The 18,550-nt window shown below is 69.2% G+C and carries 20 protein-coding genes and 2 pseudogenes; 12 read left to right on the forward strand and 10 right to left on the reverse strand.

Annotated features, from left to right (window positions below; all coding sequences use genetic code 11):
- Positions 1 to 13: 13 nt before the first annotated feature.
- Positions 14 to 577, reverse strand: a complete 564-nt coding sequence (locus HMPREF2886_RS30870) for a type 1 glutamine amidotransferase (protein ID WP_033969486.1) — start codon at positions 575 to 577, stop codon at positions 14 to 16.
- Positions 578 to 712: 135 nt separating this feature from the next.
- Positions 713 to 1,645, reverse strand: coding sequence for an NAD(P)/FAD-dependent oxidoreductase (locus HMPREF2886_RS30875; protein WP_079385249.1), 933 nt, complete (start codon positions 1,643 to 1,645; stop codon positions 713 to 715).
- Between the two features lie 80 nt (positions 1,646 to 1,725).
- Here HMPREF2886_RS30875 and HMPREF2886_RS30880 point away from each other — a divergent pair, with 80 nt between their 5' ends.
- Complete coding sequence (locus tag HMPREF2886_RS30880) at positions 1,726 to 2,154, forward strand: Rrf2 family transcriptional regulator (protein ID WP_057388657.1); 429 nt, start codon at positions 1,726 to 1,728, stop codon at positions 2,152 to 2,154.
- Positions 2,155 to 2,224: 70 nt separating this feature from the next.
- Here the strand turns inward: HMPREF2886_RS30880 and HMPREF2886_RS34665 are convergent.
- Positions 2,225 to 2,361: pseudogene (locus HMPREF2886_RS34665) on the reverse strand (hypothetical protein); the annotation flags it as partial.
- 398 nt (positions 2,362 to 2,759) lie between these two features.
- On the opposite strand from HMPREF2886_RS34665, the gene dkgB reads away from it, so the two are divergent.
- The 6 genes from dkgB (at position 2,760) to HMPREF2886_RS30915 (ending at position 7,542) form a co-directional block, all read left to right on the forward strand.
- Entirely contained in the window at positions 2,760 to 3,578 is an 819-nt protein-coding gene (gene dkgB, locus HMPREF2886_RS30890; RefSeq protein ID WP_033969495.1) for a 2,5-didehydrogluconate reductase DkgB, read from the forward strand.
- A 117-nt stretch (positions 3,579 to 3,695) separates the two neighbouring features.
- A complete protein-coding gene (locus HMPREF2886_RS30895; RefSeq protein WP_033969496.1) occupies positions 3,696 to 4,634 on the forward strand; it encodes a cyclase family protein in 939 nt (312 codons plus the stop codon).
- Positions 4,631 to 4,996: a MoaF-related domain-containing protein gene (locus tag HMPREF2886_RS30900; protein WP_033969498.1), complete on the forward strand. Its 366-nt coding sequence runs from the start codon at positions 4,631 to 4,633 to the stop codon at positions 4,994 to 4,996. The genes HMPREF2886_RS30895 and HMPREF2886_RS30900 overlap by 4 nt, the downstream gene beginning before the upstream one ends.
- Positions 4,993 to 6,174 carry an MFS transporter gene (locus HMPREF2886_RS30905; RefSeq protein ID WP_039026656.1) on the forward strand — a complete coding sequence of 394 codons (1,182 nt, stop codon included), beginning with the start codon at positions 4,993 to 4,995 and terminating at the stop codon, positions 6,172 to 6,174. Before HMPREF2886_RS30900 ends, HMPREF2886_RS30905 begins: the two co-directional genes overlap by 4 nt.
- A gap of 142 nt (positions 6,175 to 6,316) precedes the next feature.
- Positions 6,317 to 6,631, forward strand: coding sequence for an iron-containing alcohol dehydrogenase (locus HMPREF2886_RS30910; protein WP_070749036.1), 315 nt, complete (start codon positions 6,317 to 6,319; stop codon positions 6,629 to 6,631).
- Between the two features lie 125 nt (positions 6,632 to 6,756).
- On the forward strand, positions 6,757 to 7,542 hold the full coding sequence (locus HMPREF2886_RS30915; protein ID WP_033977811.1) for an SDR family oxidoreductase: 786 nt from the start codon (positions 6,757 to 6,759) through the stop codon (positions 7,540 to 7,542).
- 45 nt (positions 7,543 to 7,587) lie between these two features.
- On the opposite strand, the gene HMPREF2886_RS30920 is transcribed toward HMPREF2886_RS30915, so the two are convergent.
- A complete protein-coding gene (locus HMPREF2886_RS30920) occupies positions 7,588 to 8,379 on the reverse strand; it encodes an SDR family NAD(P)-dependent oxidoreductase (protein ID WP_070749038.1) in 792 nt (263 codons plus the stop codon).
- Between the two features lie 121 nt (positions 8,380 to 8,500).
- Here HMPREF2886_RS30920 and HMPREF2886_RS30925 point away from each other — a divergent pair, with 121 nt between their 5' ends.
- The 3 genes from HMPREF2886_RS30925 to HMPREF2886_RS30935 all read left to right on the forward strand — a co-directional run bounded on the left by HMPREF2886_RS30925 (position 8,501) and on the right by HMPREF2886_RS30935 (position 11,047).
- The gene (locus HMPREF2886_RS30925) at positions 8,501 to 9,397 is read left to right on the forward strand and encodes a LysR family transcriptional regulator (protein WP_033977809.1); all 897 of its coding nucleotides are present in this window, start codon (positions 8,501 to 8,503) and stop codon (positions 9,395 to 9,397) included.
- A gap of 141 nt (positions 9,398 to 9,538) precedes the next feature.
- The gene (locus tag HMPREF2886_RS30930; RefSeq protein WP_033969509.1) at positions 9,539 to 10,549 is read left to right on the forward strand and encodes an aldo/keto reductase; all 1,011 of its coding nucleotides are present in this window, start codon (positions 9,539 to 9,541) and stop codon (positions 10,547 to 10,549) included.
- Between the two features lie 81 nt (positions 10,550 to 10,630).
- Positions 10,631 to 11,047, forward strand: a complete 417-nt coding sequence (locus HMPREF2886_RS30935; RefSeq protein ID WP_033969512.1) for an SRPBCC family protein — start codon at positions 10,631 to 10,633, stop codon at positions 11,045 to 11,047.
- Positions 11,048 to 11,130: 83 nt separating this feature from the next.
- Here HMPREF2886_RS30935 and HMPREF2886_RS30940 read toward each other — a convergent pair whose 3' ends face one another.
- Positions 11,131 to 11,589: a GNAT family N-acetyltransferase gene (locus HMPREF2886_RS30940; protein ID WP_039026660.1), complete on the reverse strand. Its 459-nt coding sequence runs from the start codon at positions 11,587 to 11,589 to the stop codon at positions 11,131 to 11,133.
- 131 nt (positions 11,590 to 11,720) lie between these two features.
- Here HMPREF2886_RS30940 and HMPREF2886_RS30945 point away from each other — a divergent pair, with 131 nt between their 5' ends.
- Positions 11,721 to 13,211, forward strand: coding sequence for a MocR-like pyridoxine biosynthesis transcription factor PdxR (locus HMPREF2886_RS30945; protein ID WP_070749040.1), 1,491 nt, complete (start codon positions 11,721 to 11,723; stop codon positions 13,209 to 13,211).
- 15 nt (positions 13,212 to 13,226) lie between these two features.
- Here the strand turns inward: HMPREF2886_RS30945 and HMPREF2886_RS30950 are convergent, their stop codons facing one another.
- Both HMPREF2886_RS30950 and HMPREF2886_RS30955 read right to left on the reverse strand, forming a co-directional pair.
- Positions 13,227 to 13,553, reverse strand: a complete 327-nt coding sequence (locus tag HMPREF2886_RS30950) for a gamma-glutamylcyclotransferase family protein (RefSeq protein ID WP_070749042.1) — start codon at positions 13,551 to 13,553, stop codon at positions 13,227 to 13,229.
- Positions 13,554 to 13,614: 61 nt separating this feature from the next.
- Positions 13,615 to 15,324, reverse strand: a complete 1,710-nt coding sequence (locus tag HMPREF2886_RS30955) for an amidase (RefSeq protein WP_033969521.1) — start codon at positions 15,322 to 15,324, stop codon at positions 13,615 to 13,617.
- A gap of 293 nt (positions 15,325 to 15,617) precedes the next feature.
- Between HMPREF2886_RS30955 and HMPREF2886_RS30960 the strand changes: the two genes are divergently transcribed.
- On the forward strand, positions 15,618 to 16,334 hold the full coding sequence (locus tag HMPREF2886_RS30960) for an SDR family oxidoreductase (protein ID WP_033969522.1): 717 nt from the start codon (positions 15,618 to 15,620) through the stop codon (positions 16,332 to 16,334).
- Between the two features lie 9 nt (positions 16,335 to 16,343).
- Here the strand turns inward: HMPREF2886_RS30960 and HMPREF2886_RS30965 are convergent, their stop codons facing one another.
- The 3 genes and pseudogenes from HMPREF2886_RS30965 to HMPREF2886_RS34480 form a co-directional block, all read right to left on the reverse strand.
- A complete protein-coding gene (locus HMPREF2886_RS30965; RefSeq protein ID WP_039026663.1) occupies positions 16,344 to 17,375 on the reverse strand; it encodes a FecCD family ABC transporter permease in 1,032 nt (343 codons plus the stop codon).
- The gene (locus HMPREF2886_RS30970; protein WP_083318648.1) at positions 17,372 to 18,394 is read right to left on the reverse strand and encodes a FecCD family ABC transporter permease; all 1,023 of its coding nucleotides are present in this window, start codon (positions 18,392 to 18,394) and stop codon (positions 17,372 to 17,374) included. The genes HMPREF2886_RS30965 and HMPREF2886_RS30970 overlap by 4 nt, the downstream gene beginning before the upstream one ends.
- 30 nt (positions 18,395 to 18,424) lie before the next feature.
- A pseudogene (locus tag HMPREF2886_RS34480) lies at positions 18,425 to 18,550 on the reverse strand (Fe2+-enterobactin ABC transporter substrate-binding protein); the annotation flags it as partial.

Here is an 18,550-nt window from a genome sequence, read left to right on the forward strand (position 1 = left end):
CCGCGAATGACGATCAGGCTGCCGCCTGCAGGGCTTCGCCGATGGCTTCGTTGAACGCCTGCAGGTCACCCGGGTTGCGCGAGGTGATCAGGGTCCAGCCGTTCGCCGGGCAGACTTTCACCCGCGTGTCGATCCAGTCCGCGCCGGCGTTGGTCAGGTCGATACGCACGCTGGAATAGGAGGTCAGGGTCTTGCCGCGGGCGACACCGGCGTCGATCAGCAGCCAGGGGCCGTGGCAGATGGCGGCGACGGTCTTGCCTGCGCTGCTGAATTCCCTGACCAGGCGCCGGGCCTCGCTGTCCTGGCGCAGGGTGTCGGCATTCACCGTGCCGCCGGGGACCAGCAGCAAGTCGTAGTCCTCGGCGCGCAGGCCTTGCAGCCTGGCGTCGGAATTGACGATCAGGTTCTTCTCGCTGTCGTGTACCCAGGTCTGCGCTTCGCCGCCCTCGATGGTCGCGTGGGTGACCGTGGCGCCCTGTTGCTTCAGGGTCTTCAGCGGTTCGAGCAGCTCGTCGCGCTCGATGCCGGTGTTGGCGGTGATGACCAGGACGTTCTTGCCTTGCAGCTTCGCGCTCATGGTTTTCTCCTCTGCTGGGGCGCCCGTGGCGGGCGCCGTGGCGTGACATGCAGGAGAGTGGAAAGCTGGAGCGCCGGGGAGTTCGAAAGATTTGCCGGGCGGTGGGCCGGATCCTTGGCCTGTCAGCCTCCGGCGTCAGCGGAACAGCAGCGAATGATGCGCCGCGCTACCGGTGCGCGCGCCGTCGCCCACCGCGATGGCGACGTTGCCGGCCGCCAGCGCCGCGTCGCCGCAGGCGAAGACGCCGGGAACGCTGGTTTCGCGCATGCCGTCGGTTCTGATGAACGGCCCGCTCGGGCCGTCCTCGAACTCGCAGCCGAGCAACGCCGCCAGCGGGCTGGCCATGCGCGTACGCGGCTGGGTGAACAACCCCGCGAGCGTAATCGTGCGGCCGCTGGCCAGGGTCACGTCGGCGCGCGCGCCGCCCAGCGCGACCACGGCTTCGCGCTCGATCGTCACGCCGCGCCGGTCCAGCCTGGACATTTGCTCGGCATCCGGTTCGAAGACGCCGTTGAGGAAAAAGGTGGTCGCTCCCCAGTCGGGCAACATCAGGGCGTGGTGGATGGCCAGCGGCGAGGCCGCCAGTACGCCAATCGGCCCGCCGTCCAGTTCGTAGCCGTGGCAATACGGGCAATGGAACACGTGCCGTCCCCAGCGCTCGGCAAGACCGGGGATCTCCGGCAGCTCGTCGGCGACCCCGCTGGCGAGGATCAGCCGGCGCGCGGTGAAGCGTTCTCCGTTGGCGGCCTTCACCACGAAACCGTCCGCCTCCTTCTTCGCCGCGACGGCGGCTTCGGACAGCCACTCGACGCTGGGATAGGCCAGCAACTGCGCGCGGGCGTCATCGGCGATGGCCGCCGGATCGCGGCCATCCTGGCCGAGAAAGCCGTGGGAGGCCCGGGCGAAGCGGTTGCGTCGCAGTCCCGTATCCATCACCAGCACCCTGCGCCGCGCCCGCGCCAGTTGCATGCCCGCGGAGATGCCGGCGTAGCTGCCGCCCACGATGATCACGTCGAAAGTCATGGCGTATCTCCCATTCGGATAGTCACGCAACAACGTAAGTTTCATGAGCTGTGCTTGTCAACGCTCTCGTAACTTTTTCTGTAGCGAGACATACTCATGGTCTTTCCGTCACGAGCCCGCCGTTCATGAGAAACGACACCCGCCTCTCGCGCATGCTCCATGTGCTGATCCATATGGCCCGCCACGAAGGGCCGGCGACCTCCGAAGCCATCGCGCAGATGCTCGGCACCAACCCGGTGGTGGTACGGCGGACCATGGCGCTGCTGAAGAACGAAGGCTACGTGAGTTCGGAGAAGGGCCATCGCGGTGGTTGGAGGCTGGCCAAGCCGCTGGCGGACATCACCTTGCTGGATATCCACCAGGCGCTGGGAGCGTCCTCGATCTTCGCCATCGGCCTGTCTACCGATCATCCGGAATGCCTGGTCGAGCAGGCGGTCAACGAAGCGCTCGGCGAGGCGTTCGAGGCGGCGCAGGCGTTGCTCCTAGAGCGCCTGGGGAGCGTCACGCTGGAGCAGTTGGCAAGCGAGTTCGAGCGCCGCCATCGGCCCTGCTGAGGCGGCTGGAAGGGCTGTTCGTACAGCGCCGCCGTGCCTGCGGAGGCACGCCGGCGGCCGGGTCTCGGAACGTGTACTTCACCGTGGACATCAGGTTGCGCGGCCCGCCGTAGTTGAGCTGCCGAAGTCGATGCCGTTGTCACAGTACTTGTCGAACAGGTTGTTGAAGTTCAGCCGCGTGTCGATCCGCTCGCTGACCTTGTAGCTATCGGTATCGGTATCGGTATCGGCGTCGGCCTTGTACCAGGCCAGGCGTCCGCCGAGGATCACTTTCAGCGGTCGGCGGGGTTCAGCCGGGTGGCGAGGTAGGTGCCTTCCTGGTCGGGCTTCATGTTTGAGCCCCGGGTCCCGCTGGGCCGGGTCCATCGGCCCGGTCGGGGGCAGTCCTTGTTGAACAGGCTGTTCCAGCCGCCGTGGCCGTCGAGGCGAATCCGATGAACTGCGTTCTGTCTGAGGCTGACGATTTCCGCTGGAGACCTCCAGTGAAGGTCGCCTTGATTCGTGACTCCAACGCAAATGAATTTGCTCGATTCGGGTCTTAATCGAAGAGTTGGAAGCCGCCACACTGCGCTTCATTCGAACCATCCCGCCCACGGAGCGCAGTCATGTCTTCCACCATCCACCCCCTTCCTTCCTTCGGTCTCGGCACCTTCCGCCTTACCGGCCAGGTCGTCGTCGACTCGGTGCGCAGCGCCCTCGAACTGGGCTACCGCGCCATCGATACCGCGCAGATCTACGGCAACGAGGCGGATATCGGCCGCGCGATCGCCGAGAGCGGCGTACCGCGTTCCGAGCTGTTCCTCACCACCAAGATCTGGGTCGACAACTACGCCAGCGACAAGCTGGTCGCCAGCCTCCGCGAGAGCCTGGAAAAGCTCCGCACCGACTACGTCGACCTGACCCTGATCCATTGGCCGGCACCTGGCAACGGCGTCGAGCTGGCGGAGTACATGGCGGCGCTGGCGGAAGCCAAGTCCCTGGGCCTGACCCGGCGGATCGGCGTCTCCAACTTCAACATCGAGCTGACCCGCCAGGCCATCGCCGCGGTCGGTGCCGGCGAGATCGCCACCAACCAGATCGAACTCAGCCCCTACCTGCAGAACCCGGCGCTGACCGCCTTCCTCAAGGAGCAGGGCATCCCGGTCACCTCCTACATGACCCTGGCCTACGGCAAGGTCCTGAAGGACCCGCTGCTGGCCGAGATCGCCGCCAGGCACCAGGCCAGCGTCGCCCAGGTCGCGCTGGCCTGGGCCATGCAACTGGGCTACGCGGTGATCCCGTCCTCGACCCGCCGCGAAAACCTGGCCAGCAACCTGCTCGCCCGCGACCTGCGCCTGGACGCCGAGGACATGGCGCGAATCGCCGGCCTCGAGCGCAACGGCCGTGAAGTCAGCCCCGAGGGCCTGGCGCCGGCCTGGGACTGAGGCGCTCCGCCACAGCTACGGCGCGGCCGATCCCGGCGCGCCGTCGTTCCGCAACCTTTTCGCACGCCGCCAGGCGGGAGCGTCCCGTGCCCGCCGCCGGCCTCCAGGAGAATCCCCATGAAGACCTTCGCCACCCTCGCCCTGGCCGCCGCGCTGCCGTTCGCCGCGCAGGCCGCATCCGCCGCCGACTGGTACCCTTCCGCCTACGGCGCGAAGGATGAGATCGGCGCCGCCAACCTGCTCACCCCCGACGTGGTGAAACAGGCGGTCGGCCTGGTCAGGACCGGCAAGACCTACCCGCTGGCGGTGCCGGTGGACAAGCACCTGCCGGCCTTCCGCCACCGCAGTTTCAACCTCTACAACATCCAGCCGGGCGAACAGGCCGGGCAGTCCCTCGGGCCGAACAGGTTCACCTTCAACGACGAACTGGTGAACGCCTGGACCGGCGTCGGCACCCAGCTCAACGGCATCGGTCACATCGGCATCGACAACCGCTACTACAACGGCAACCAGGCCGCCGACTTCGTCACCGTCGAAGGGGTGAAGAAGCTCGGTATCGAAAAGGTGCCGCCGTTCGTGACCCGTGGCGTTGTGCTGGACATGACCGCCCACTACGGCAAGGACATCGTCCCCGGCGGCACCGAGTTCAGCGTCGCCGACATCCAGGCGGTGCTGAAGAAGGAAGGCCTGGTCCTGCGCAAGGGCGACGTGGTGCTGTTCAACACCGGCTGGCTGGAGCTGATCGGCAAGGACAACAAGCAATTCCTCGAAGTCGAACCGGGCATCGGCATGGAGGCCGCGAAGTGGCTGGCCGACCAGGGCATCGTCGCCTTCGGCGGCGACACCTGGGCCTCCGAGGTGTACCCCAACCCGCACGGCAAGGATGAGTTCCCGGTCAACCAGTACATGCTGGCCAAGCGCGGCATCTACAACCTGGAGCTGATCGACAGCCGCGCGCTGGTCCGCGACCAGGCCTGGGAATTCCTCTTCGTCCTCGGCCAGCCGCTGTACGTCGGTTCGACCCAGGTCAACATCAACCCGGTGGCGATCCGATGAGCCGTCCCAGCCATGCAACGCGGCCGGCATTCGCCGGTCGCGCCTTTCGCGTCGACTACGACGGGCTGTCCGCGCACAACGTCTATTCGGCGGACGGCGAGCGCATCCGCTACGCCATCGTCGCCGGTCCCTACGCCGGCGCCCATGGCGAGGCGGCCTGCCAGTGGCGGGAGATCGCCGAGGGGGTCTACGCGATCTCCTGGCAGGAGGCCGACGGTGCCACCGTGGTGCATGTCGACGATTTCGCCAACGGCAGTTCCCAGGCGTTCTTCACCGCCAGCGACCTGAGCTTCCAGCGTCTGCACGGCCCGCTGGTGGAAATCGATGCGGCCGCGCACGGCGCGCAGGAGAGTGGCAAATGAAATCCTCCCGAGTCCTGCTCGCCCTGGCCATCGGCGCCTTCGGCATCGGTACCACCGAGTTCACCCCGATGGGCTTGCTGCCGGTGATCGCCGACGGCGTCGGGGTCGGCATTCCCAGTGCGGGCATGCTGGTCACCGCCTATGCCGTCGGGGTGATGCTCGGCGCGCCGCTGATGACCCTGCTGTTCAGCCGCTTCGGCAAGCGTGCCGCGCTGATCGCGTTGATGGCCATCTTCACCGTCGGCAACCTGCTTTCGGCGCTGGCGCCGGACTACGGCACGCTGCTCGCTTCGCGCCTGGTCACCAGCCTCAACCACGGCGCGTTCTTCGGTCTCGGCGCAGTGGTCGCGGCAAGCGTGGTGCCGCGGGACAAGCAGGCCAGCGCGGTGGCGACCATGTTCATGGGCCTGACCATCGCCAACATCGGCGGCGTGCCGGCGGCCACCTGGATCGGCCAGCAGGTCGGCTGGCGTATGGCTTTCGCCGGCACCGCCGGGCTCGGCCTGGTCGCCATGGCCGCGCTCTGGTACGCCCTGCCCAAGGGCGAGCGCGGCAGCGTGCCGCACGTCCGCCGCGAGCTGGCGGTGATCGCCCGGCCGAGCGTGCTGCTGGCGATGGCCACCACGGTGCTCGGCGCCGGGGCGATGTTTACCCTCTATACCTACGTGGCCCCGGTACTGGCCGAGCTGACCGGCGCTTCGGAGCGCTTCGTCACCCTGGGGCTGGTGCTGATCGGCGTCGGCTTCACCCTCGGCAACAGCCTCGGCGGCCGTCTCGCCGACTGGTCGCTGGACGGCGCGGCGCGGATCTTCCTCGCGGCGCTGGCGCTGATCATGCTGCTGCTGCCCCTGGCACTGGGCAGCCACCTCGGCGCGGCGCTGGGCCTGCTGGTCTGGGGCGTGGCGACCTTCGCGGTGGTGCCGCCGCTGCAGATGCGGGTGATGCAAGCCGCCGCCGAAGCGCCGGGGCTGGCCTCGTCGATCAACGTCGGCGCCTTCAACCTCGGCAACGCCCTCGGCGCGGCGCTCGGCGGCGCGGTGATCGGTGCCGGCCTGGGCTACGTCGCGGTGCCGCTGGCCGGCGCCGCGCTGGCCGCTCTGGGTCTGCTGCTGGTCTGGCTGGGGCGTCCCGCCAAGGCGAGCGTGCCGACGCTGCAAGGCGAGTCCGGCGACGTTTGAGCGCGATGCCGCCGGGCCCCGGGAGGAGCGATCCTTCCGGGGCCATCACGTATTTGGCTTCAGCCACTTTGACCTGCGGTCGATTGTGAGCCAGTTTCGTTAAGTCGTATTGATCGGCGCGGCATCGGCGTGGGTGGCGGCGATGGCCTCCAACCCGGGCAGCATCCTGGGCTACGAAGGCTACGATCGCCTGGTCAACCCACCGCTGCCGATCTTCGCCATCCCGACAACCGTCGGCACTGGCAGCGAGTGCACCGCCTCGACGGTGTTCACCAACAAGCAGACGCTGTTCAAGACCGTCATCGTCTGCCCGAAACTGTTCCCGCGCCTGGCGATCCTGGACCCTGCGCTGAGCCTGGGCCTGCCGGATGCGTTGGTGCCCGATGCGCTCGAGAATGCCAACCCGTTGGGTATCAATCGCCTGGTGGATGGGGTGTTCAGCCGGGAAGCGTTGTAAGCTCCCGTGGGCACCGGGGGCTGCTTCGCAGCCCTTCCGCGCTACGCGGCCGCTCCCACAGCTTGCAGTGAGGCCTGATCTGGAGCGGCCTTGTGCCCGCATGAATCCATTCAAAGGAGCCGATCATGGACCTGGGTATCAAAGGCCGGTGGGCCATCGTTTGTGCCGCCAGCCAGGGGCTGGGCAGGGGCTGCGCCGAGGCCCTGGCTGGCGAGGGCGTCAACCTGGTGATCAACGCCCGTACCGCCACCACCCTGGAGCAGACTGCCGCCGAGCTGCGCAGCCGTTTCCCGGCCAGCGAAGTGCGTACGGTCGTGGGCGATGTGACCGACCCAGCGCTACGCCAGGCCCTGCTGGCCGCGTGCCCGCAGGTCGATATCCTCGTCAACAACGCAGGCGGCCCGCCCCCGGGCGACTTCCGCGACTGGGACCGGGAAGACTGGATCAAGGCCCTGGACGCCAACATGCTCACGCCCATCGAGCTGATCAAGGCGGTGGTCGATGGCATGGCCGAGCGTGGCTTCGGGCGGGTGGTTAACATCACCTCGGGCGCGGTGAAAGCGCCGATCGATATTCTGGGCCTGTCCAATGGCGCGCGCAGCGGCCTGACCGGTTTCGTAGCCGGGCTTGCCCGCCAGCAGCGCCTGGCCGGGCGTGACGTGACCTTGAACAACCTGCTGCCGGGCGCCTTCGACACCGCGCGTCTGCAGAGGACTCTGCAGGCGGCGAGCCGGGCTGGCGGCGACCTGCAGGCGATCACTCAGGCGCGCCGCCAGGCGATTCCTGCGGCGCGCTTCGGCAAGGCCGAAGAGTTCGGGGCGTACTGCGCGTTCTTGTGCAGCACCCATGGCGGCTACATCACCGGGCAAAACCTGCTGATCGACGGCGGAGCCTACCCGGGCACCTTCTGACCTGCACCTCCGGGGCGGGAGGCGCAGGGGACTATCGGCCCGGTCTCAGATCGCCATGCTGTCGACCACGCCGCCATCCACGCGCAGGGCGGCGCCGGTGGTTGCCGAGGAGAAGGGCGAGGCCACGTAGGTGACCAGCGCGGCGACTTCGTCGACCTCGGCCACCCGCTGGATGATCGAACTGGGACGCTCGCGGCGGACGAAGGCGTCGGCCTCTTCCCGGGCGCTGCGGCCGGATTCGCGCATGGCTTCGGCGACCAGGGTGGCCACGCCTTCGGTGAGGGTCGGGCCGGGAAGGATCGCGTTGACCGTCACCCCGGTGCCGGCCAGGCGCTTGGCCAGGCCGTGGGAAACGGCGAGGTTGGCGCTCTTGGTGACGCCGTAGTTGGTCATCCGCGCGGGAATGGCGATGCCCGACTCGGAGGACAGGAAGATCACCCGGCCCCAGCCGCGCTCGACCATGCCGGGGGCGTAGCGGCGGGCCAGGCGTACTCCGGAGAGCACGTTGATTTCATAGAACTCCAGCCATTGCTGGTCGTCGGTGTCGAAGAAGTCGACGTCGTTGTAGATGCCCAGGTTGTTCACCAGGATGTCGGTGGACGGTTCGGCGGCGAACAGCGCCTCGGCGCCGGCGGCCGTGCCGAGGTCGGCGACGATGCCGCGGGCCTTGCCGCCGCTGGCGCGGATACCGGCCACGGCCGCCTCCACCGGGGCCGGGCTGCGCCCGACGATGACCACTTCGGCGCCGGAAGCGGCCAGGCTGCGGGCGATGCCCAGGCCGATGCCGCCGGTGGAGCCGCTGACGATGGCGGTCTTGCCGCCCAGGTCGATATGCATGACGAATCCTCTTTCAGGGCACTCGAAGTGCCGGTAATCGGTTGGTTCTGGCGGCATGCTAGTGCGGGGTTGTAAGATCGTACATAACTTAATTGATCATACTTGAGTCCTTTAAGGTCATATGCTGGATCTCCGACAACTTCGTTATTTCGTCGCCGTGGCCGAGGTCGAGCACGTCGGCCGCGCCGCCGAGCAACTGCACATCTCCCAGTCGCCGCTGAGCCGGCAGATCGCCCAACTGGAAGAGCGTCTCGGCCTGCAACTGTTCGAGCGCAGCCAGCAGCGCCTGCGCCTGACTTCCGACGGGCGGACCTTCCTCCACGAAGCCAAGGCCCTGCTCAAGCACGCCGAACGCCTGGAGTCGCTGGGACGGCGCCTGGGGCGCGGCGAGGAGGGCGGGCTGTGCATCGGCTACGTCAGCCACGCGGTGCATGCCGGGGTCCTCCCGGACGCCTTGCGCCAGGTACGCGAGGAGCGCCCCGGCATCCATATCGCGCTGTACAACCTGAGCAGCCAGGAGCAGTTCGAGGGGCTGCGCCAGCGCAGCCTGGACATCGCCCTGGTCTGCGAGGCGCCGGCCGCCGCCGACCCCGACCTGCTCGCCACCCCGGTGTTCTGCGACCCGCTGCATCTGGCGCTGCCGGCCACCCATCCGTTGGCACACAAGAGCGAAATCGTGCCGGCGGACCTGCACGAGCAGGACTGGATCATGGTCGAGGGCCAGTTGCTGGCGCAGCGCCGCGAACGCTTCCTGGCCGACTGCGTGGCCGCCGGATTCACCCCGCAGATCCGCCTGGAGGCCGCAGAGCCGCTGAGCGCCCTGGGGCTGGTCTCCGCCGGGCTGGGGATGGCGCTGATCCAGCGCAGCATCGGTGGCGAGGGCAATCCGAACGTGGTACTGCGTGAATTGCCCTGGCTGAATCAGAGCACCGCGCTGTGGGCGGCCTGGCACCGGGTAGACCTGCGACCGATCGTCGGCGAGTTCCGCGAGATGGTGCTGGCCCGCGCCGCGAATTGACGGCGCGGCGGGCGGGTTCGGAAGGAATTTGCTTTTCAGGTCTAAAGTCTGACGAATTATGACTTGGACGGTCTGGGTTGGCTGGCCCTAGGATGCCGCCACTGGAGTTAGCAACGACTCCCACCCAACCGGAGAACATCCATGAACCTCAAGTCCCTGATTCCTTTCCGCCTCGGCTTCGGCAGCGCGCCGCTGGGCAACATGTTCCGCGCGGTTTCCGAAGAGGAAGTCCAGGCCACCGTCGACGCTGCCTGGAACAACGGTGTGCGTTACTTCGACAGCGCCCCGTTCTACGGCGCCGGTCTTTCCGAAACCCGCCTCGGCGCCGCCCTGGCCTCCCGTCCGCGTGACCAGTACGTGCTCAGCACCAAGGTCGGGCGGATCATCCTCGATGAACTGGAAGACCCCACCAGCCGCGAGTTGGGCGAGAAGAGCGGGCTGTTCGAACACGGCAACCGCAACCGCATCGTCAACGACTACAGCGCCGATGCCACCCTCCGCTCCATCGAGGACAGTCTGCGCCGCCTGGGCACCGACCGCCTGGACATCGTCTGGATCCACGACATTGCCCAGGACTTCTATGGCGACGAATGGCTGGAGCGCTTCGAAAGCGCGCGCAAAGGCGCCTTCCGCGTCCTCGCCCGGCTGCGCGAAGAGGGCGTGATCAAGGCCTGGGGCCTGGGCGTCAACCGTGTCGAGCCGATCGAGCTGACTCTCGACCTGGACGAGCCGCAACCCGACGGCTTTCTCCTCGCCGGCCGCTATTCGCTGCTCGACCATGAGCGTGCCCTGCAGCGGGTCATGCCGCAGGCCGTGGAACAGGGCGTCGGTATCGTCGTCGGCGGTCCCTACAGCTCCGGCGTCACCGCCGGTGGCGAGCATTTCGAGTACCAGAAGGCTGGCAAGCCGGTGCTGGAAAAGCTCGAGCGGATTCGCGCGATCGCCCGCAACCACGGGGTGGATGTCAAGGCTGCCGCCTTGCAGTTCGCCCTGGCCCACCCGGCGGTGGTCGCGGCGATTCCCGGTTCCACCCGACCGCAACATGCCAACGAAGACTATGCGGCCCTGAGTGCGGTGATTCCCGCGGCGTTCTGGAGCGACCTCCGCGAGCAGCGGCTGATCAGCGCCGTGGCGCCGGTTCCGGCCGCCTGAGTGCGACGCGAGGGGCCGCGCGGCGGCCCCGACACCTTCTTTCATCGAATCGTTGGGGCACAGGCCCCGGGAGTTATCGTCATGGCTAAGGCCCATGCATCCATTGATCTTCGTAACGACGCCGAGCAGGTCTGGCGGCTGATCGGCGGTTTCGACGCGCTACCGGACTGGCTGCCGTTCATTCCGCAGAGCGTGCTCAGCGAAGGCGGCCGGGTCCGCACGCTGCAGAGCGTCGAGGGCGGCACCATCGTCGAGCGCCTGCTCGACTTCAGCGAGGCCGGGCGCAGCTACACCTACACCATCCTCCAGGGCCCGGCCCCGGTGCGTGACTACCAGGCGACCCTGCGCGTCCTGCCGCTCGCCGACGGCCAGGGTTCGCGGGTGGAATGGTTCGGCTCCTTCGTACCCGTGGGCATCAGCGACGAGGAAGCTTCGACGCTGTTCCGCACCATCTACGAAGATGGCCTGGCGGCGCTGAAGCAGAGCCTCGCGAACTGATCGAGCGAAGCCAGGACCCCCGCTCGCTCGCCGGCGAACGGGGGCTTTTGCCAGTGGGGAGGGGGCGAAGGCGCTGGCGCGGCTCAGAGTTCGATGCGGTATTCGATCACTCCCGGCTTGTCCGCCACCCAGTCGTACAGGCGCTGGGCCCTGTGGTTGGTTTCCTGGGTGTGCCAGTAGAGCCGCGCGCAGCGGTGCTCCTCGGCCTGTCCACGGACGTACTCGATCAACTGTTTGCCGATCTGCTGGCCGCGCACGTCGGGCGAGACGTAGAGGTCTTCCAGGTAGCAGACGTCCTGTTCCGCCCAGGTCGAGCGGTGGTAGAGGAAGTTGACGATGCCGTGCAGCCGGCGGCCATCGCTGGCCACCGCGCAGTGCATCGGTTCGTGCTCGTCGAAGAAGCGCCTCCAGGTGGCCTCGGTGGTCTGCGCCGAGAGTTCGACTTCATAGAACGCCTGGTAGGCCTTCCAGTATTCGAGCCACTGCTCGAAGTCCTCGTGTTCCACGGGGCGTACCGATACCAGTGTGTGCAGGGATTGCATCCAGTGCTTCCTTCTTTGGCTTGATGGGGCGATCCGGCGGGGGCCGGGACCGAGGGCCTTGACCCGGCTGTTTTTATAGCCGCCTAATGGCTTGCCGTACCCCACCAATCAGATGATCGAGGGCAGACCATTTGTTCAGGCAAGCACTGCTCGAGTCGGTCAAGGCGCGCCTCCTCCATCCGCAGATCCAGGCCCTGCCGCTGCATGCGCGAATCCAGCGCGCGATCCGCCAACTGATCCTTGACGGCGCGCTGGCGCCGGGCAATCCGTTACCGGCCTCGCGGGCGCTGGCGCAGTCGCTGGGAGTATCCCGCGACACCGTCGAAGCGGCCTATTCGCACCTGCATGCCGAGGGCTTCATCGAGCGTCGGGTCGGCAGCGGCAGCGTCGTTGCCGCGGCTACCCGGTTGTCCCCCGGCCGGCGCGGCGCGGGCGGTCCACGGCGGGCCGTCGGCACGCCCCGGCTGAGCCGGCGTGGCGAGGCGATGCAGGCTGGCGGCGGAGTTCGCGAGCAGCTCGTCCCGCGCCCCTTCGCTCCCGGCGTGCCGGAGACCCGCACCTTTCCCCTGGCGACCTGGGAGCGCCTGCAGCGCCAGGTCCTCAAGGAATACGGCGCGCGCGCCCTGACCCATGGCGACCCGCAGGGCGCCGAACCGCTGCGCCAGGCCATCGCCGACTACGTCAACCTGGAGCGCGGCGCACGCGCCACGGCCGACCGGGTACTGGTGCTGACCAGTTCGCAACAGGCGCTGGGTCTTTGCGCCAGCGTGCTGCTCGACGCCGGCGAGCGGATATTCGTCGAGGACCCGGCCTACTACGGCGCGCGCAAGGCCTTCGAGGCCGCAGGCCTGGAGTGCCTGCCGGTCCCGGTCGACGAACAGGGCCTGCGGCCCGAGCCGATCCTCGCCCAACCGCAGGCGGCGCGGGCGCTGTGCCTGACCCCGTCGCACCATTACCCGACCGGCGTGACCCTGTCGCTGGAGCGCCGCCTGGCGCTGATCGAATGGGCGCAACGGCAGCAGGCCTGGATCATCGAGGACGACTACGACAGCGAGTTCCACTACGCCGGCCGGCCCACCGCCTGCGTCCAGGGCCTGGACGCCCACGAGCGGACGCTCTACATCGGCACGTTCACCAAGTCGCTGTTTCCCGGCCTGCGCATCGGCTACATGGTCCTGCCGCCGGCGCTGGTGGCGCCGATGACTGTCGCCCGCTCCCTGCAGGACGGGCACAACGCCTCGCTGGCGCAACTGACCCTGGCGCGCTTCATCGCCGGCGGCCACTTCGGCGCCTATGTGCGCGGCATGCGCAACCTCTACGGCGAGCGCCTGGGGTTCCTCGCGGAGCGGGTAGGGAGGCGCCTGGGCGGCCTGGTCGAGCCGCGCGTGCCGGCCGGCGGGCTACAGATGCCCGGGCTGCTCTGCGCGGGAATCGACGAAACGCGCGCCATCGCGGCGGCATACCGTGCCGGTGTCGAGCTGGTCGGGCTCAGCGCCCTGCATCTCGCCGCGCCACCGCGAGCGGGCTTCCTGATGGGCTTCGCCGCCTACACCACGGACGAGCTGGAGGCGGCGGTCGGGGTTCTCGCGAAGACCTTGCGCGGTTTGCGTGCGAACCCCTAGGCCGCCGGCAAGCGCTCAGTCGCGCAGGGCGTAGACATAGGCATCGACCTGGGCGCCATCGGCCAGCGTTACCCGGGTCGCCACGCGCCGGTATTCGGTGCCTTCGAATGCATCCAGCGCGGGCCAGTGCTCGGCGAGGCGCTCGGAGACGAACACATGGCCGTGGATTTCCTCGCCGTCGGCGTCGATCGCCAGGCCCGGAAAGCCCATCCCGGCGCCCCAGCCCTTTTCCAGCAGGCGACCGCGGAGGCTGGCCGCCTGCCATTGCCCGCCGATCTTCTGCATCAGGTGTTCGTTGGGACGGCCGGGGCCGAGGCTGCCGTAGACGAAGAGTCGCTGCATCGATAACTCCCTTGAACGGAAGAACGCGGGCGCAAGACGCGAAGCCTTCCGCCCGCGCCTTTCACTTGCTTGCCAGCGGTGGAGTACGCGGCGGCACGATACGCCGCGAGCCGGTCGACTCGAAGGCCGCGGCGAAGCGCAGCAGCGCCGAGTCGTCGTAGGCGCGGCCGGCGAAGGTCAGGCCCACCGGCATGCCGATGTCGGCCATCACCCCCATCGGTACGGTGACCGTCGGCACGCCGAGGTGGCGGATGGCGAGGTTGCCGTTGGCGACCCAGACACCGTTGCTCCAGGCGATGTCGGCCGAGGCCGGGTTGACGTCGGCGTCCGCCGGGCCGACGTCGGCGACGGAGGGGAAGAGCACGGCGTCCAGGCGCAGGCGTCGCATCCACTCCTCGAGGTCGATCCGCCGGGTTTCCTCGAGGCCGCGCAGGCCATCGGGGAGGGTCGCGATCCGGTCCCAGGGCTTGATGCCGCGCTCGGCCATCCGCACGTATTCGTCCATGCCGGCGGCCAGGTCGCCCTCGCGGTTGGGCAGGGTGCCGGGGTCGTGGGGGAAGATCTGCGGGCCGTCGACATCCGCCAGGCGGTTCAGCTTCGGGTCGCCATTGGCGCGCAGGAAGTCGTCGAAGCCCCAGGCCGAGAGTTCCCACAGCTCGTCGTGGAGGAATTCCTTCGACACCAGGCCGCGGTTGAACACGGTGGGCGCGCCGGGGCGGTCGCCCTCGCAGTTCGACACCAGCGGGAAGTCCACCTCGATCACTTCGGCGCCGGCGGTTTCCAGGGCCTTGCGCGCCTGTTCCCAGAGGGCGATGACCGAGGGCCGGGTATGGATGCGCTGGCCGGTCGGGCCGCCGATCCCGGGGGACTCGCTGGTGCCCGCATCGGGGTCGGCGTTGATGAACATTCGCGGCACGCCGAAGCGCTTGCCGGCCAGGGCCTCGGCGCCTGCGGCCAGGGCCGGGTAGCTCGCCGGGCGTACCTCGGAGGCCTTGGGGATCGGCACCCAGGGCTGCATGCGCCAGAGGTCGCCGCGGGTATCGGGATCGTCGGCGACCACCACGTCGAGGATTTCCAGCAGGTCGGCCATGCTCCGCGCATAGGGCACCACCACGTCCATGGTCGGCGTCAGCGGCCAGTTGCCGCGCACCGAGATCACCCCGCGCGAAGGGGTGTAGGCGCACAGGCCGTTGTTCGACGCCGGGCCGCGCCCGCTCGACCAGGTTTCCTCGGCCAGGCCGAAGGCGGCGAAGCTGGCCGCGGTGGCGGTGCCGGCGCCATTGGAGGACCCCGAGGCGAAGGGCGCGGTGAGGTAGGCGGCATTGTACGGGCTCTCCGCGCGGCCGTAGACGCCGCGCTGCATGCCGCCGTTGGCCATGGGCGGCATGTTGGTCTTGCCCAGGCAGATCGCCCCGGCGGCGCGCAGGCGCTCGACGGTGAAGGCATCGCGCTGGGCCACCAGGTCCTTGAACGCCGGGCTGCCGGAAGCCGCGGTGAGGCCCTTGACCAGGTAGCTGTCCTTGGCGGTGTAGGGAATGCCGTCCAGCGGACCGAGGGTCTCGCCACGCGCCCGGCGGGCGTCGGAGGCCTGCGCTTCGGCCAGCGCATCGGGATTGCGCACCACCACCGCGTTCAGCGCGGTGGGCGTGCCGGGCGCATCGTAGGCGTCGATCCGCGCCAGGTAGGCCTGGACCAGTTCGACCGCCGTGGTACGGCCGGACTCGAGCGCGTCACGCAACTCGGCGATGGAAACCTCGGTGACCTCGATCATGCTGTCACCGCCTGGCGAATGGATACGGGGAGACCGTTAGCGACGCTCATCATCGTTCCTCTTGTTCTCTGCTCGATGCGACGGGGGCCGCGAGGCGGCCGGGTCGATACAGGGGATGCAGTGTACATCCTGGCCGGCGCTCGCGGCTTCCCTGGCGGGGCGCGGCAACGGCCTCGCAGGTCCTGGCCAGTGCCTGGGCCTGCCGCCGGAGAGAACGTCCGCGGGCTGTCGCCGGCCGCCGGCGAGGCGTAAGGTACGGCGTCGGGGGGACCATTTCACGCAGGGGAATCGTCATGACGAATCATCGTACCGCGCTGGTCACCGGCGCCACCCGTGGCATCGGCCTGGCCCTGGCCAGGCGCTTGGCGGCCTCCGGCTGGAGCGTAGTGGGCATCGCCCGCCATGCCAGCGACGACTTTCCTGGACGTCTGCTGTGCTGCGACCTGGCCGATCCTGCGCAAACCGCCGAGACGCTGCGCGGATTGCTCTCGGAAACCGCCGTGGATGCATTGGTCAACAACGCCGGGATCGCCTTGCCGCAAAGCCTGGAGAACCTCGACCTGGCCGCTCTGCAACAGGTCTTCGACCTCAACGTGCGGGTCGCCGTGCAGCTTGCCCAGGCCTGCCTGCCGGGGCTCAAGCGTTCGCCGGCGGGCCGCATCGTCAACCTGTGCAGCCGGGCGATCCACGGCGCCCGCGAACGCACCGCCTACGCCGCGGCGAAGAGCGCGCTGGTCGGGGTGACTCGCACCTGGGCGCTGGAGCTGGCGCCGCTGGGCATCACGGTCAACGCGGTGGCGCCCGGGCCGATCGAGACCGAGCTGTTCCGCCAGACCCGCCCGGTCGGCGGCGAGGAGGAACGGCGGATTCTCTCGACCATCCCCATGCAGCGGCTCGGGCGGCCGGACGAAGTGGCCGCGCTGATCGAGTTCCTGCTCAGCGAGGGCGCCTCGTTCGTCACCGGCCAGGTGATCGGCGTCGACGGCGGCGGCAGCCTGGGCGGGCGTTGAGGCCTAGGCTCAGATCCGGCGGCTGCGCAGCAGCAGCCAGAGCAGGTAGAAACCGCCGAGCAGGCCGGTCATCAGGCCGATCGGCAGGTTGGCGACGTATGCCAGGCGCTGGCCGAGCAGGTCGGCGGCCAGCAGCAGGACCGCGCCCATCAATGCGCCGGACAGCAACGGCACCCCGGCCGAGCGGGTCAGGCGCCGGGCCAGTTGCGGGCCGGCCAGGGCGATGAAGGCGATGGGGCCGGCCGCGGCGGTGGCGATGGCGGTCATGCCGACGGCGACCAGGACCATCTGCAAGCGCACGCGCTCCACCGCCACGCCGAGCTGGGCGGCGCTGGCATCGCCCAGTTCCAGCACCTCCAGGCGACGACCGTGGTACAGCGCCAGCGGCACGCTGGCGAGCAGGCCCAGCGCTGCCGGGACGACGTGCGACCAGGTCCGGGTGTTCAGCGAGCCGGCCAGCCAGAGCTGGGCGTACATCGCCTGGTCGAGGTTGCCGGTGACCAGCAGCAGGCTGTTCAGGCCCGACAGGCTGGCGCCGACACCGATGCCCACCAGCACCAGGCGGTAGCCGCCGGCGGTGGCGCCCCGGCGCGCCAGCAGCACCACCGCCAGCGCCGTGCAGAGGCCGGCGGCCAGCGCCGCCAGCGAGGTGGCCAGCGGGCCGGCATCGAACAGGATGATCTGCACGATGGCGCCGCTGGCGGCGCCGGTGGTGAAACCGATGACGTCGGGCGAGCCCAGGGGGTTGCGCGAGATCGACTGGAAGATCGCCCCGGCCATGCCCAGCGCGGCGCCGACCAGGCTGGCGGTGAGTACCCGTGGCAGGCGCACGCGCTGGACGATGCGCTGGGCGGTGGGGTCCTGGCCCTGGCCGAGCAGGCTGGCGAACACCTCTGCCGGGCCTAGCGCCAGGCTGCCGGTCCCCAGCAGGGCCGCCGCCAGCGCCAGCCCGATCCCCGCGAGGACCAGGCAGGCCAGCGCCGCCCGTGGCCGCCAACGCAGCGACAGGGAACCCAGGCGCAGGGCGTGGAGGCCGTTCACAGGCGGCTCAGGCGGAAGCGCCTGACCAGGACGATGAAGGCCGGCCCGCCGAGCAGCAAAGCGACGATTCCGGCGGCGATCTCCGCCGGCGCCGCCAGCAGCCGCCCGAGGATGTCGGCGCCGAGCAGCAGGCCGGCGGCGATCAACGCCGAGAAAGGCAGGATCCAGCGCTGGTCCGGCCCGGCCAGCAGTCGCGCGAGGTGCGGGGCGACCAGGCCGACGAAGGCGATCGGTCCGGCCAGGGCGGTGGCCGCGCCGGCCAGCAGCATCACCGCCAGGCAGGCGAGCAGCCAGGTCAGGCGCAGGTCGACGCCGAGCGCCTGGCCGATCTGCTGGCCCAGGGCCAGGGCATTGAGCCTGGCGGCGAGGGCGAAGGCGGTGGCCAGCCCGGTGCCGATGGCCAGGCCCGGCCATCCGAGCAGGGCGAAGCCGCTGCCGGAAAGCGAGCCGGCGGCCCAGTGGCGGAAGCGGTCGAAGACTTCCGGCGGGGCGTTCAGCACGATGATCCCGGTCAGCGAGGCGAGCATCACTGACAAGCCGGCACCCGCCAGCACCAGGCGCACCGGGTTGGTGCCGGTCTCGCGGGCCTGGCCGAGAAGGAATACGGCGATGCCTGCCAGGCCGGCGCCGAGGAAGGCGCAACCGAGGTACTGGCCCATGCTCGCCAGGTCGAACAGCGCGACCCCGACGATCACCGCCAGCGCCGCGCCGGCGTTGATACCCAGCAGGCCGGGTTCGGCCAGCGGATTGCGCGTGAGCGCCTGCATCAGCGCGCCGGCCACTCCCAGCGCCGCGCCGGTCAGCAGCGCCACCAGGGTGCGTGGCAGGCGCAGTTCGCGTACCACCAGGTGGCGATCATCGTGCGGATCGACGGCTTGCAGGGCATCCAGGGTGACCGCCAGGGGCACCGGCCGCGAGCCCAGCGCCAGGCTGGCCAGGGCCGCCAGCGCGAGCAGCAGCGCGCCGGCGAGCAGGCCCCAGGCGCGCAGGCGCCGGCGGCGCATCGGGGACGCCTGCATGAGCGGACTTCCGGCGAACGGGCGCATGGCTCAGCGGAAATGGCGGGCGACGTTGTCGATCATCTGCCGCCCCGAGTAGTAGTCGATGCGGAAGGAACTGGGGCCCAGGGCGTACACGCGCTTTTCGCGCACCGCCGACAGGTTGGCCAGCACCGG

It is taken from the genome of Pseudomonas sp. HMSC066A08 (genome assembly GCF_001813025.1).
Classification (GTDB): domain Bacteria; phylum Pseudomonadota; class Gammaproteobacteria; order Pseudomonadales; family Pseudomonadaceae; genus Pseudomonas; species Pseudomonas aeruginosa.